The organism is Sphingobacterium faecium, from assembly GCF_003054045.1.
Lineage (GTDB): Bacteria > Bacteroidota > Bacteroidia > Sphingobacteriales > Sphingobacteriaceae > Sphingobacterium > Sphingobacterium faecium.
The window spans coordinates 19,258-33,281 of sequence record NZ_QBKH01000007.1; the positions used below are offsets into that span (position 1 = coordinate 19,258).

Below are 14,024 nucleotides of genomic sequence, written 5' to 3' on the forward strand. Positions count from 1 at the left end.
TTATCAAATGATAAGCCTTTTCCTGTTTTAGTATAGATAAGATGGATTACATAATCAATCTTGATTTGAAAACAATCTGTTGTGGAGCCAAGTCTGCATTATTTATTTTCTCAAATAAAATCTCAGCAGCCTTCTTTGCTTGATTACCTGGAAATTGTTCGATACATCCCATTGGAGGGTTTTCCATATATTTCCATAAAGGATAATTAGCATAGCTGATAAAATGAATGTCATGATTTAAAACCAATCCCCTATTTCGGGCAGCCTTCATCACATCCAAAGTCACAAAATCATTAAAAGAAACAACAGCAGTTGGTCTTTCTGGCAAAGCATATAGTTTCTCCATAGCTGCTTCATTCCCTTCCGTAGTCAGATCTGTATTTACGATATATTTTTCATCATAATCCAAGCCATTACGCTTTAATGCTGACAAGAAAGAATTTTTGCGTTCTTCACTTGCAGGAAGCAATTGGGGACCATTGATAAGAGCTATTTTAACATGACCACGGGCAACAAAAGCATCAATAGCTTCATTCATACCAGTTGCAAGATCACTCTCTACTTTGTTGATTTTAGGAATATCGGGTACACAGTCAAAAAATACAATTGGTGTTCCGGAGTTTTCTAATTTTTCTAAAAACTCTAAGTTAGTTGTGTTCTTTCCTACTGACATTAAAACCCCGTCAACACGATGACTCTTAAATGTTTTCAATATCCTTTCTTCCCTTTCAGCATCATCCAATGATTGTCCCATGATTACGGTATACTTACGGTCATTAGAGACATTTTCAATTTCACTAATTGCAGAAGAGAAAAATGGTTCAGAAAGGCTTGGTAATAAAACACCGATTGTAAACGTCTTTCGCTGTTTAAAAAATATAGCCGTTTGGTTTGGCTCATAATTCAATTCCTCCGCCACCTTTTTCACACGCATGGTCGTCACTAACCCAATACTTGGATGATCATTCAATGCTCGAGATACAGTAGATGGCGAAATTTTTAGCTTCTTAGCTATTTCTTTGATTGTGGTTGGTTTATCCCCTTGCATACTCATAGTCGAATCTCACTAAATTTACATTCCGATAAATATAACATTTTTTAGCATATTTTTAGAAAAAGAGTTTTATTTAAGAAAAGTAGATTTAAACACACACTACAAACAACTGATTATCAATAGCTAAATCGAAAAACTAACCATCTATATACACGAATTCATTTTTAGCTATTTGAAGTTCATCTGCGATGTAATCCAAAGGTTCCAGCTTACGGAACTGCAACTCATCGACAAAATACACTTTTAATTTAGAAGCCAATACCCCCCATTCAATATGCTTTATTTTGTTCAATTGCATCAAAGGATTACCTTTTGTCAAAATACAAATCTGTTTGCCATCTGCAACGATAGCACTTAACAATTCACGTATTCCTTCTTTCATCAATAATTTGACCGGCAATACCGCATTGACAAAAAGACGTTCAAAATGCTCTTTGTATTTCAGATCGAAATGAAAAGTATCTGCCGCATGTTCAAAAATTAGCTCTTCGCCATCCTGCTCCAAATGCTGCTTCAAAAAAGAAACTAAATCAGCTTGAGGAGGAAAAGTCTCCGTAAACTCCAAAAAGTTAGCAAAAAGATAATAAATCTGTAATAAATAATCCCGCTTTGGATAGATAACTTCATCCAATTCAAAAATAAAAACTTTTTTATCTGTAGGAAAGTCGTGATATTTTAACATAAAACTTAAACTTTTGCAACTGCACACAGAGCGAAATCATCACCTGAATCAGAAATAACAAACAAGCCGTCGATGGAAGAATCAACCGTTTCAAAATCATCAAGTAAAGATTTACCGCCAACTAATAAAACCAAAGATAATTCCTTGGTTGGATTTTCAATCACAAAGTAATCTGGTAGTACATCATGGGCAGGTACAATTACTTTAATGTCATATTCTTCAAATAAAACTTTGGCCTCAGCTAAAGGTTCAAATTCATAACCACCCAAAGGCAAAACATAATCAATATCTTTGTCCAAACTTATTTTTAACACTTCATGCGCATATGTAGGCATCAGCCCAGCTGGTATTTTAAAATATTTTCCAGAATTTAATAATAGCGATGGAATTTCTTCCGAACTCGCAAAAAACACATCAAATTCATGTTCTAATAGCTTAGCAATACGCTGTCCTAACCCTCTAGTACCAAAGGTTATTAATATTCTTTTTTTCATCAGAATAAATTATTTAATTAATGAGTGTTAGCTTTATTGGTATTAATTGAGCTCGTTTCACTCGGTTTTAAAAAATGATGAAGCCTCCATGAGCACTAGATACACCATTATAGCATGCGCTCAGTTTCTCATGATGACCCACATATTATTATAATGCGATCACATTCCCGTCACGCATATGAATAGTACGATCAGAGATACGAGCCAGTTCCTCATTATGTGTAACGATCACAAAAGTTTGTTGAAATTTATCCCTAAGATCGAAAAACAATTGATGTAAAGCCGTTGCATTCTCAGAATCCAAATTACCAGAAGGTTCATCGGCAAGGATAATAAATGGATTATTAATCAGTGCACGTGCAACCGATACCCGCTGTTGTTCTCCTCCAGACATATGCGTTGGTTTGTGGCTAGCACGATGTGCTACACCAAGCAAATCCAATATCTCCATGGCACGAATCTCCGCCTCTTTACGTCCTACACCTTTGATAAAAGCTGGAATACAGACATTCTCTAAAGCTGTAAATTCTGGGAGTAAATGATGAAATTGAAAAACAAAACCGATGTGTTCATTGCGAAATGCGCTGAGTTTTTTTGCACTTAAGCCACTGATATTAGTACCATTGATAAACAATTCACCTTTGTCTGCCAAATCCAAAGTACCAATAATATGAAGAAGCGTACTTTTACCAGCTCCAGAGGCACCAACAATACTTACGATTTCACCTTTTGCAACTTCGATATCCACCCCTTTTAATATAGGTAAAGGACCATATGATTTGAAAATACTTTTGGCTTGTAACATCATATCACAAAGTTAAATATTTTTTACGAACAAAACCTTTGAATAAATCAATACACAATTACACCATATCAGCCAAATAGTATTTAAATAAAGTCAATTTAACCTAAAATTATGCTTCAGAACTTGACCATTCGCTTAAAAAATAATACTTTTACAACACAAACATTTTTGCAATGAACATTCACGAATATCAAGGAAAAGAAATACTTAAAAGTTTTGGCGTAAGAGTACAAGAAGGTATTGTTGCTGAAACTCCAGAGCAAGCTGTAGAAGCTGCTAAAAAATTGAAAGAAGAATACAATTCTGACTGGGTTGTAATCAAAGCTCAAATTCATGCTGGTGGTCGCGGTAAAGGTGGTGGCGTTAAATTGGCTAAAAACCTAGAAGAAGTATCACAACGTGCTACAGATATCATTGGTATGCAATTAGTAACTCCTCAAACTGGTGCTGAAGGTAAAAAAGTAAATAAAGTATTAGTTGCTCAAGATGTTTACTATCCTGGTGAAAGTGAAACTAAAGAATTTTATGTATCTGTGTTATTAGACCGTGCTAAAGGTCGTAATATCATTATGTATTCTACAGAAGGTGGAATGGATATTGAAGAAGTAGCAGAGAAAACTCCAAACTTAATCTTCAAAGAAGAAATCGACCCTAAAGTTGGTTTACAAGCTTTCCAAGCACGTAAAATTGCTTTCAACTTAGGCTTAACTGGTGGTGCACATAAAGAAATGGTGAAATTCGTTGCTGCTTTATATAAAGCTTACGATTCAACAGATTCTTCTATGTTTGAAATCAATCCTGTGTTAAAAACATCTGATGATAAAATCTTAGCTGTAGATGCCAAAGTAGACTTAGATGAGAATGCATTATACCGTCACCCGGATTATGCAGCATTACGTGATGTAACGGAAGAAGATCCTACAGAAGTTGAAGCTGGTAAATCTAACTTAAACTATGTAAAACTTGACGGTAACGTAGGTTGTATGGTAAATGGTGCTGGTCTTGCAATGGCAACGATGGATATCATCAAAATTGCTGGTGGTGAGCCTGCTAACTTCCTAGATGTAGGTGGTACTGCAAACGCTGAAACGGTAAAAGCTGGTTTCAATATCATTTTATCAGATCCAAATGTAAAAGCAATCTTAATTAACATCTTCGGTGGTATCGTTCGTTGTGACCGTGTAGCTCAAGGTGTAATCGATGCTTACAATGAAATCGGAAATATTCCTGTGCCAATTATCGTACGTCTTCAAGGTACAAATGCTGCTGAAGCGAAAAAATTAATCGATGATTCAGGCTTACAAGTTTATTCTGCAATTCAATTACAAGAAGCTGCTGAATTAGTAACTAAAGTATTAAAAGGATAATCTTCCCTTTAAAACAATATCAAAAGCCTCTGAAATTCTCAGAGGCTTTTTTAATTAAAACAAATACCGAATATTTCTAAATAAATAAAGGATTTTTATAAATTATACCCTATTTTTGAGTTTCATACAAAAAAATAAGATCCTGATCTATTATTTAGACCTGATTTGAAATGCCACAATAAAAATGGAACATACTCGTATAAAAGAATTATTAAATGCCACTGAATTTGGGCATGAAGTTATTGTTAAAGGTTGGGTTAAAACTTTCCGAAACAATCAATTTATAGCAATCAATGATGGATCTTCCATTCACAACATCCAAGCAGTAGTTGATTTTGAAAACACACCAGATGCTTTATTAAAAAGAATCACAACAGGTGCTGCATTACGCGTAAAAGGAAATTTAATTGAATCACAGGGTAAAGGTCAAAAAGTTGAGATCAAAGTAAATGAGTTGACGATCTTAGGTGATTCAGATGCTGAAAAATATCCTTTGCAACCTAAAAAACATAGCTTAGAATTTCTACGTGAAATCGCTCACTTGCGCTTCCGTACAACAACTTTCAATGCTGTCTTTAAAGTACGCAATGCCTTGGCATTTGCTGTACACAAATTTTTCAATGAAAAAGACTTTGTGTACATGCATACACCAATTATTACAGGTTCTGATGCAGAAGGTGCGGGTGAAATGTTTCGTGTAACTTCATTAGATCTTAACAATATTCCACGTACGGAAAATGGTGATATTGATTTTAAAGAAGACTTCTTTGGAAAATCAACTAATCTAACTGTATCTGGACAATTAGAAGGTGAATTAGCCGCTATGGCCCTTGGAAATATCTACACTTTTGGTCCAACTTTCCGAGCTGAAAATTCTAATACAACCCGTCACTTAGCAGAATTCTGGATGATCGAACCAGAAATGGCATTTTATGAGTTGGAAGATAACATGGATTTAGCAGAAGATTTGTTGAAGTATGTAATCAAGTATGCGCTGGATACCTGTCCTGAAGAAATTGAATTCTTAAAAACACGTTTATTAGAAGAGGAGAAAAATAAACCTGCAGCAGAAAGAGCAGAATTAAATCTACTTGATAAATTAACGTTTGTACTGAATAATGATTTCGAACGTGTAACCTATACAGAAGCGATTGATATATTAAGACGCAGTAAACCAAATCAAAAGAAACAATTTAAATACTTAATTGATGAATGGGGAGCTGATTTACAATCCGAGCACGAACGTTATTTAGTAGAGAAACATTATAAAAAACCGGTGATCCTAATTGATTATCCAGCGGAGATCAAATCATTTTATATGAAGCAAAATGATGTAGATGCGAATGGACACAAAACAGTCCGCGCGATGGATATTCTTTTCCCTGGTATCGGTGAAATGGTCGGAGGATCACAACGTGAAGAAAACTTAGATAAGTTATTAGCACGTATGGCTGAAGTCAATATCCCTGCCGAAGAAATGGAATGGTTCTTAGACACACGTCGTTATGGTTCAGCTCCGCATTCCGGTTTTGGACTAGGATTCGAGCGTTTGGTATTATTTGTAACAGGAATGACCAATATTAGAGATGTTATTCCGTTCCCTCGTACACCGAACAACGCAGAATTTTAATCGATAGCAATACGATAGCAAGCGGTCAAAACATATCCAGTTTTGACCGTTTTTCTTTTATCTATAAATAATTTGTAATTTAGTACTATATCTCAACATTATGTTAGTCCGAATTTACGATAATAACCCTAATGAAAAGTCAATACAGCAAGTAGTTGACGTTCTAAAAAAAGGTGGAGTCATCATCTATCCCACCGATACGGTTTATGGTATAGGATGCGACATTACCAATCAGAAAGCAATAGAAAAAGTTTGTGAAATTAGAGGATTAAAGGCAGACAAGGCCAATCTATCTTTTATTTGCTATGACTTGACAGATATATCTTTGTATACAAAACCATTTGATACAACCGTTTTTAGAGTGCTAAAAAAAGCCCTTCCAGGCCCATTTACATTCATCTTTAATGCCAGCAGTCAAGTTCCTAAATTATTAAGTTCCAAAAAGAAAACTGTAGGTATCCGGGTGCCTGATAATAATATCGTCCGCGAAATCGTACGTGTGCTGGGTAACCCCATTGTTACAGCCTCTATTAGGGATGAAGATGACATTCTAGAGTATTCAACAGATCCAGAGTTGATCCATGAAAAATATGAAAATCTAGTCGATTTAGTTATTGATGGCGGTTATGGTGATAATGTTGCTTCTACAGTAGTAGACCTTACAGAGGGCGAATTTGAAGTTATCAGAGCTGGCAAAGGAAACTTAGAGGAATATCTATAAGATATTCCTATTCTCCACCTATTTTTTTAAAGCTTCATTAAAAGACTTAAAACCATTGGAGGTTACACCATAGATCATCTTTCGAAAAAAATAGACCAACACTCCTGAAAAGTATTCTCCTTGAATTAAAACTGTTTCCTGATCAGTTTTTTTTCGAGCATAAAATAGTGTTCGCCATCAAATAAACCCGAGACAAAAAGACTGCCTTTCCAACGAAGCTCTTTGAGAGGAGTGATATCTAAAAACATCGGGTTCATGGTCATACTTGGTCCATCGGGCTGCTCTAGTCTAACCTTTGATCTTTGACCAACACGTGGAGCAGAAAAAAACTGCTTAATTGTAGGACTCCAGGCATTATACTGATCAAAGTCAGTCAGCACACCCCAAACCGATTCGATTGAGGCATTAATAGTGATTGTATGTTCGATATGTGCTTTCATATACCAAAACTAGTATATTCCAATAACCATACCCTTGATTTTTATCAAGAATTTATCTTTGCTCTTATACGACTCAACGTTTCGGGGGACATTCCCAACACAGAAGCAATATATTGAAGAGGAACACGATTAAACAATGTTTTATTCTGTTCAAAATATAAATGGTAACGTTCCTCAGCTGTGTGGGCTATAAAATTATAAATAGGATCTTCTAACTGTAAGAAACACTTGGCAACAAATCTCTTCTCTAAACGATTCCAGTCTGGGATATGTGCTTCAAATTGAAGATAATCCTTTTTAGAAATAGAAAGCAATTTAGTATCGGTCAACATCTGGATACTCCAACGCGCGGGTTGATCAAAAAGAAATGACGATAAATCGGTAACAAAGTACCCCTCCTGTCCTATCCATTGCGTGACCTCTCCCGAAGAAGTTTCTTTAAACACCCTTACAACCCCAGATTGGATAAAACTCAATCGGTCACAACGTTTATACTGTTCTAAAAAATAAGTTCCTTTTGTGAGATCTTCTTCGAAGAAAGAAGATAATATAGGCGTAAGGCTTGCATCCGGGATATAAAATAGTTGAATAATTCGGGATTGAAAAAATGTATTTATCTATTGAAGATAATCATTTTAAATTATAGAACCACCAGCTCTTCTACAATAACGCGTCCCACATGTTCATTGACACGTCCAAGTATCTGCTTACGCATTAAGACGAGTTCATTTTTTATAACAGCAGATTCGACTTTTACAAATAGCTTTTTATCTTTTATATAAATTTGTTTTGTACGATTAGCGATAGCTTTACCGATCAATGTGGGCCACACAGCCAAAATAGAAGTTTCCTCAAATTTACGTTTTAATTTGTATGCATCAAGAAGACGTTCAACCGCTTCTTTGATAGTGATATCATCACTAGAACGAATATATTCTAATGCACCCTTATACTTCTTATCATACATAAACTTCACCTCCTGCTATGTCAAAGATACGTACTGGACTGGCAATAGCATCAAAAATTCGCTTAATTCTTTTTGCATCCGTATCAGTAAGAAAAATTTGACCAAATTCATCATCCGAAACCATCTGCATCAACTTATGCGTACGCTTATCATCCAATTTATCAAATATATCATCCAAAAGTAAAAGAGGTTTAAAACCTTTCTTTTGTTGAAAAAAAGAATACTGAGCCAATTTTAGTGCAATTAAAAACGATTTCTGTTGTCCCTGGGATCCAAATTTTTTTAAAGGCATACCTCCGTGTATAGTAAAAATCAAATCATCTTTATGAATACCAACCGAAGTTCTTTCCAGTACCCGGTCACGATCAAGGTTTTTCTCTAGAATATTCAAAAATGATTCCTGCATTAAAGGAGACTCATATACAAGCTGAACAGTCTCTGCATTCTCAGTGAGATATAAATAATGACGATCAAATTCCGGTTGAAATTCAGCCATAAAAGCCACACGTTTCTCATATATTGCAGTACCGACCTCCTCAAGTTGCATATTTAGAACCTCAACAAGTCCCAGATCCAATACACCACTTTGCTTCGCCTGTTTTAATAGCATATTACGTTGCGCAATGATTTTATTATAAATAATAAGCTTATCGAGGTATTTATTGTCGGTCTGAGAGATGACATTATCGATAAATTTACGGCGCTCTTCACTACCATCCGTAATAATCATACTGTCATTAGGAGAAATCATCACTAAAGGAAATTGACCGATATGATCAGCCAATCTAGGATAATCTTTTTTATTTTTCTTGAACTGTTTCTTTTGATTACGTTTGATGCTACAGGAAATAACATCTTGAAATTCGTTTTTTTCGAATGAACCCTGCAACATAAACCAGTCTTGGCCCTGTTTAATATGTTGCGAGTCTATGGGATTAAAATAGCTTTTACATAGGGAAAGATAATGTATAGCATCCAAAAGATTGGTTTTACCAACACCATTATCCCCCGCAAAAGCATTTACCTCCGGTAAGAATTCTAAAGAAGACTCTGAATAATTTTTAAAATTTAAAACTGAAAGCTGACGCAACCACATAGCACAAAGATACGCTATTTAGCGTAGCAACTCATCTATTTTATTTCTTCAAAATCCACAAATTCACCAGCGTTATCAGCCACTTTTCTTTTTGACTCTTGTTTAGGTGGAACATAATCTACCGATATACGACCATCTGTTTTTGGAGCTGATTGCGAACTGTTATTATTTTGACCAAATGTTTCATAATGGAACGAGCCACCACCATTGGTATAGGTAGAGCCACCTTGTTGCTGCGCTTTTTTCATAAGCTTTTCTGCAGCCTTACGCATTGCAAATGGTAATATTAATCGAATTAAGAATTTAACTAAATACCATACAGCGAATGCAATCAATAAAAATTTTAATAATCCTGCCATAACTTTATATTCGTTGTCATTTTATCAAAAATAAAGAAACTCTTTGAAATCAGTTGTCTTACAAATGTCAGTATATTTTGATTTAACAATTTTTAAGGATTCGCTTTAGACTTTGCTGTCTCAATAGCACGGAATAATTCCTCTTGACGTTGCGTACCAATTACATATACCAAACCATCTTTATCCGTTAACCACACAGCATCTTTCCCTCCTGCATAAAATTTAATCTTACCATTGATATGTAGATTATAGACAGGATTATTGAAGAAAAACCTACTAAATGGTTTTTTTTCGACCTTTACAATTGAACTCAATTCAATTTTGACTAAACGAGTAGTCCATAAACCACTCAACATCACCTTCCCTTCAAAAACTTCAATACGGTACAGCAATAGATACATCATCACTACAGAGGTAATAATGATCGCTATTCCGACTAAAAAAAACAATTGACTGGAAAGTAATTGATCTATATTAAGATAAACTGCTGTAAAACAAAACAAGGCCAGTACCAGCCGTACGCTTATCCAAACACGGTCCCGCCCCAAATATTGATTTTCAGTATATAGAAGTCCTTCTTTTATCATGTTATTTACAGCTTAAAATAAACACTTTATTTGTATTTCCACTTATTTTATAGCGATTATCAAGTTGATAGTTTGCAACCCAGATGATATCCCCATTACCGTTTATTAAAATTGGAACATTTCCCTTATCAAAAACATTCACCTTATAATTATTAAAAAGATCACTCAATTTCTTACGGCCCGTCATTCCCAAAGGATAGAAATAATCACCCGTTTTCCAAGCCCTTAAGGTCAAAGGAAAAATCAGAAGATGAGCATCTATTTTTGCAATCTGCTTATCCCGAACGATAGAAACGTCATGACTATAGTCACATCTAAAACAATAATTTCTCCAAGATACAGATTTAGTTTCTGAAGTAATAACAGTTTCATCTTCCTGCTTATATTCCTTTTCACGAATAATCAGAAATTCGCGATCAAGTAACAAATCGTAACCTTCAGATTGAAACAATCGACCTGATTCTTTATCAAAGCAAGATTGCAGATCGGCCAGCACACTTTTACTAAAACAAAATGGTGAAAATAATTCATACAACAAGGGAAGATCCGCTACATATTTTCGAAGCTTTTCCTTTTCAATAATCCAAGCTTCGTGTTCCTTTATAAAAAGGTCATTACGTAGCGGTGTTACGAATTGTTGCAATAAAGCATAGCTTTCCTTAAAGTGAGCAATGTTCTGTTCAAAAATACGTTCAAAATCAGGTTGCATCTTTTTAAATTGCGGAATGATGTCGATACGTACCTTATTACGCGCATACTTTGTTGAAAAATTGGATTGATCATCACGGTATGGAATCTGATATTCCTGGACATAATGCAATACCTCCTCTGCTTTAAGAAACAGTAATGGACGAATCAGGCGGTCGCGTTTTGCCTGAATGCCCTGTAGGCCTTGAAGGCCTGTTCCACGCGATAGATTTAACAGTACCGTTTCAATATGATCATTCAAATGCTGTGCAACAGCTATTTTGTCAAAACTTAACGCTTCTCTTAATTCTTCAAACCAGGAATACCGCAGTTCGCGTGCAGCCATCTGTATAGAAATTCCTCTTTCGGAAGCTATCTGCTCTGTATCGAAATGCCTCACATAAAAAGGGATACCATGCGCTTCAGCGAAATCCCGAACCAAGCACTCATCCAGATCAGATTCTGCACCACGTAATTTAAAATTACAATGAGCAATAGCTATCTGATAACCGGCCTTTGCCAATAAAAAAGTCAAAAGCATCGAATCGCGTCCACCGCTCACTGTCAACAAGATCTTATCATCAGCCTCAAAAAGGCTGTTATCTTTGATAAAAAATGTTAATCTTTCCAGCAAATTCATATATCAAAGATAATGTATATTTTTTGAGCATATATTTGTTTAAATGAAAAATTACCATTAATCAACAAGTTCAATTAAAATACATATTTTTGTCTCTGTGAAACAATACCTTTTGTCCTTTATATTTATGGCCCTGGGCCTCATGCTAGCATCTGCACAACAGCAAGATGAACTCCGTTTATTGTCATCTTCAAATATGATAACTGGTATGTCTAATAATGCCATGTTTTATCGCCCAGTATTTGAACACAAAGGATCTACACTCTCTGCAGATAGCGGTTATTTACATAAAGACGAAATAGGTAGACAATTTTTTGAAGCTTACAGCAATGTGATCATTACACAGCCTACCGGGACGCAAATATTTGCGGATAAACTTCATTATGATGCGGCTTCACAAAATGCAACGTTAACGCAAAACGTTCGTATGGTCAGTCGGTCTTCGATACTTACGACCAATCATTTGCAGTACAACATGAGAAGTAGTGTCGGAAATTATTATGGCGGCGGTCGTATCACAAGCGGTACCGACACCATTACGAGTACCAATGCGACTTATTTCGAAAATACACAAGATGCATTTTTTAATAAAAAAGTGGTAGTGCGCACACCAAATGTCAAAATATACACGGATTCCATGAAGTATAATTCGCCTAGCAGTATGACTTACTTCTATACCCCTACGAATATCAAAGGGAATAAAGGCGAAAATCTTTATACAGAAAAAGGAGATTATAATACCAATACCGGCGTAGCAAACTTCACAAAGAAAAATCTATATACCGAAGGCAGTAAAATGCTAAAAGGAGATACGTTGCATTATGACCGACGAACTGGCGAAGGAGAAGCGATCCGTAATGTTGTATTTGTCGACACGACCGATAAGTTTTATGCCTATGGAGACAAAGGACTATATCGACAGTCTGATGAATCCATCACGATGACCGACAAACCTTTGATCATCTCCGTCGTCAAAAAAGATAGTACGCAAAGTGATTCAACAAATACGGGAAATACAAAAGCCAATCCTTCCAACAGAAAAGAGGTAAAGAAAAAAGAAAAAGAAGATAAAAAAGTTAAAGAAGAAGTTGTCTCAATAGATGATAACAAGGGAGAGAATATATTAGTCAAATTAGATCCTGTAGTTGTACCTAAGGACTCTGTACAGATGGATTCTATCTTTATGACTGCAGATACCCTGTTCTCAAAAATGATTCTCCGAAGCACCTATATACCCAAAAACTTCAAACTAAGCCGTGACGGTGGTGAGCTCGATGTAGAGGTAGATGAAGATTATGGAGACGATAATGATAGTACGGATACCGATTTTACAGCAGGTTTAGATTCTTTACAGCAGAAAGGTGATACCTTAGGAAAAAAGGAAATCAATATCGATGCACCTCAAAAGAAAATTAAAGACAAGCAAGCTGTCTTAAAAGAAAAAACCAAACAGGAGCCTAAAAAGGGAAGTCCGAATACCGCCAAAACAACAACAAAACCCGTTGTAAAAGATTTAAATCGTTTTGAATTAGAGAAAAATAGCAAGGCTGACAGTATTTTGCGAAAAAATGCAGTCGTCCCAAAAGCAGATTATAGCGATCAGATCTTTAATAAAGCTCTAACAGCTGCGAAAAACAATCATGAAAAACCTGCGGCACCTCCAGACACGGCAAAAACCCGTATTGTCAAAGCTTACCATAATGTGCGCATGTTTAAATCCGATTTTCAAGCTGTAGCAGATTCTGTTTACTATGGCATGGCAGATTCTATGTTCAGACTAATGGGAAAACCGATGATTTGGGCAGAAAAATCTCAAATATCTGGTGATACGATATTTTTACAATTTGTGAATCAGAAACTGGATAATACATTAATTGTAGGCAATGCTTTTATGGTAAATGCTACTTTAGATTCTGCTAAATACAATCAGCTAAAAGGCCGTAAAATAACAGGATTCTTTGATAAAAACAGTTTAGAACGCATGTTCGTTGATGGTAATGCCGAAAACATCATTTATGTCGTCAATGAAGAAACCAATGTCGCCACAGAATTATTCCACGACAGAAGTAGCCGTATTAAGATTTACATGGAAAATAATAAATTGAAAGAATATGTTTCCATTCGAAAGGTCGATGGCAAAGTTTATCCAATTGCTCAGTTAACGCAAGACAAAGAATTTCTACCTGGATTTATTTGGAGGCCAGAAGATAGACCCAAGTCAAAAGAAGATTTACTAAATAGAAAACGATCTGTTGCGAAGGAAGAGATTAAAGTTCCCGACGCAGAAAGTAAAGAGGGAAAACCTAAAGAGAAAACGATTAAAAATATAGAAAAAGAGATGGAAGATAACGTTCCAGAAACGATGAAAAAACAAATCGAATTAAAGGAAAAAATCAACCAAGTTGAACCGAGACCCGTCTCTCCAACTCAAACATCTATTAAAAAATAACAGAAATCCGATTTAAGCAGATTTTACAAATCTCATCTCCTGAATG

15 protein-coding genes are annotated in these 14,024 nt (G+C 35.5%); 4 read left to right on the forward strand and 11 right to left on the reverse strand.

What is annotated here, in order from left to right; all coding sequences use genetic code 11:
• Window positions 1–46: 46 nt before the first annotated feature.
• The 4 genes from C8N37_RS18920 to C8N37_RS18935 form a co-directional block, all read right to left on the reverse strand.
• On the reverse strand, window positions 47–1,054 hold the full coding sequence (locus C8N37_RS18920) for a LacI family DNA-binding transcriptional regulator (protein WP_094771777.1): 1,008 nt from the start codon (window positions 1,052–1,054) through the stop codon (window positions 47–49).
• A gap of 136 nt (window positions 1,055–1,190) precedes the next feature.
• Window positions 1,191–1,736 (reverse strand): HAD family hydrolase, encoded by a 546-nt coding sequence (locus tag C8N37_RS18925; protein WP_108160399.1) that lies wholly within the window; start codon window positions 1,734–1,736, stop codon window positions 1,191–1,193.
• Window positions 1,737–1,741: 5 nt separating this feature from the next.
• Window positions 1,742–2,230: an ATP-grasp domain-containing protein gene (locus C8N37_RS18930; protein WP_108160400.1), complete on the reverse strand. Its 489-nt coding sequence runs from the start codon at window positions 2,228–2,230 to the stop codon at window positions 1,742–1,744.
• Between the two features lie 148 nt (window positions 2,231–2,378).
• Window positions 2,379–3,035 carry an ABC transporter ATP-binding protein gene (locus C8N37_RS18935; protein ID WP_186812875.1) on the reverse strand — a complete coding sequence of 219 codons (657 nt, stop codon included), beginning with the start codon at window positions 3,033–3,035 and terminating at the stop codon, window positions 2,379–2,381.
• A gap of 173 nt (window positions 3,036–3,208) precedes the next feature.
• Here C8N37_RS18935 and sucC point away from each other — a divergent pair, with 173 nt between their 5' ends.
• From sucC to C8N37_RS18950, 3 genes are all read left to right on the forward strand, one after another.
• A complete protein-coding gene (gene sucC / locus C8N37_RS18940) occupies window positions 3,209–4,402 on the forward strand; it encodes an ADP-forming succinate--CoA ligase subunit beta (RefSeq protein ID WP_108160402.1) in 1,194 nt (397 codons plus the stop codon).
• A gap of 184 nt (window positions 4,403–4,586) precedes the next feature.
• On the forward strand, window positions 4,587–6,032 hold the full coding sequence (gene asnS / locus C8N37_RS18945) for an asparagine--tRNA ligase (protein ID WP_108160403.1): 1,446 nt from the start codon (window positions 4,587–4,589) through the stop codon (window positions 6,030–6,032).
• Between the two features lie 100 nt (window positions 6,033–6,132).
• Window positions 6,133–6,753, forward strand: a complete 621-nt coding sequence (locus C8N37_RS18950) for an L-threonylcarbamoyladenylate synthase (RefSeq protein ID WP_021188797.1) — start codon at window positions 6,133–6,135, stop codon at window positions 6,751–6,753.
• A gap of 125 nt (window positions 6,754–6,878) precedes the next feature.
• On the opposite strand, the gene C8N37_RS18955 is transcribed toward C8N37_RS18950, so the two are convergent.
• The 7 genes from C8N37_RS18955 to tilS form a co-directional block, all read right to left on the reverse strand.
• Window positions 6,879–7,193, reverse strand: a complete 315-nt coding sequence (locus C8N37_RS18955) for an SRPBCC domain-containing protein (protein ID WP_108160404.1) — start codon at window positions 7,191–7,193, stop codon at window positions 6,879–6,881.
• A 44-nt stretch (window positions 7,194–7,237) separates the two neighbouring features.
• On the reverse strand, window positions 7,238–7,810 hold the full coding sequence (locus tag C8N37_RS18960; protein WP_108160405.1) for a Crp/Fnr family transcriptional regulator: 573 nt from the start codon (window positions 7,808–7,810) through the stop codon (window positions 7,238–7,240).
• Between the two features lie 23 nt (window positions 7,811–7,833).
• A complete protein-coding gene (locus tag C8N37_RS18965; RefSeq protein WP_108160406.1) occupies window positions 7,834–8,160 on the reverse strand; it encodes a DUF721 domain-containing protein in 327 nt (108 codons plus the stop codon).
• Window positions 8,153–9,256 (reverse strand): DNA replication/repair protein RecF, encoded by a 1,104-nt coding sequence (gene recF / locus C8N37_RS18970; RefSeq protein ID WP_108160407.1) that lies wholly within the window; start codon window positions 9,254–9,256, stop codon window positions 8,153–8,155. The genes C8N37_RS18965 and recF overlap by 8 nt, the downstream gene beginning before the upstream one ends.
• A gap of 35 nt (window positions 9,257–9,291) precedes the next feature.
• The gene (locus C8N37_RS18975) at window positions 9,292–9,615 is read right to left on the reverse strand and encodes a DUF4834 family protein (protein WP_021188792.1); all 324 of its coding nucleotides are present in this window, start codon (window positions 9,613–9,615) and stop codon (window positions 9,292–9,294) included.
• A 92-nt stretch (window positions 9,616–9,707) separates the two neighbouring features.
• Window positions 9,708–10,202 (reverse strand): hypothetical protein, encoded by a 495-nt coding sequence (locus C8N37_RS18980; RefSeq protein WP_108160408.1) that lies wholly within the window; start codon window positions 10,200–10,202, stop codon window positions 9,708–9,710.
• 1 nt (window position 10,203) lies between these two features.
• Window positions 10,204–11,529 (reverse strand): tRNA lysidine(34) synthetase TilS, encoded by a 1,326-nt coding sequence (gene tilS, locus C8N37_RS18985; RefSeq protein WP_108160409.1) that lies wholly within the window; start codon window positions 11,527–11,529, stop codon window positions 10,204–10,206.
• Window positions 11,530–11,656: 127 nt separating this feature from the next.
• Here tilS and C8N37_RS18990 point away from each other — a divergent pair, with 127 nt between their 5' ends.
• Complete coding sequence (locus tag C8N37_RS18990) at window positions 11,657–13,978, forward strand: OstA-like protein (protein ID WP_244914481.1); 2,322 nt, start codon at window positions 11,657–11,659, stop codon at window positions 13,976–13,978.
• Window positions 13,979–14,024 lie beyond the last annotated feature (46 nt).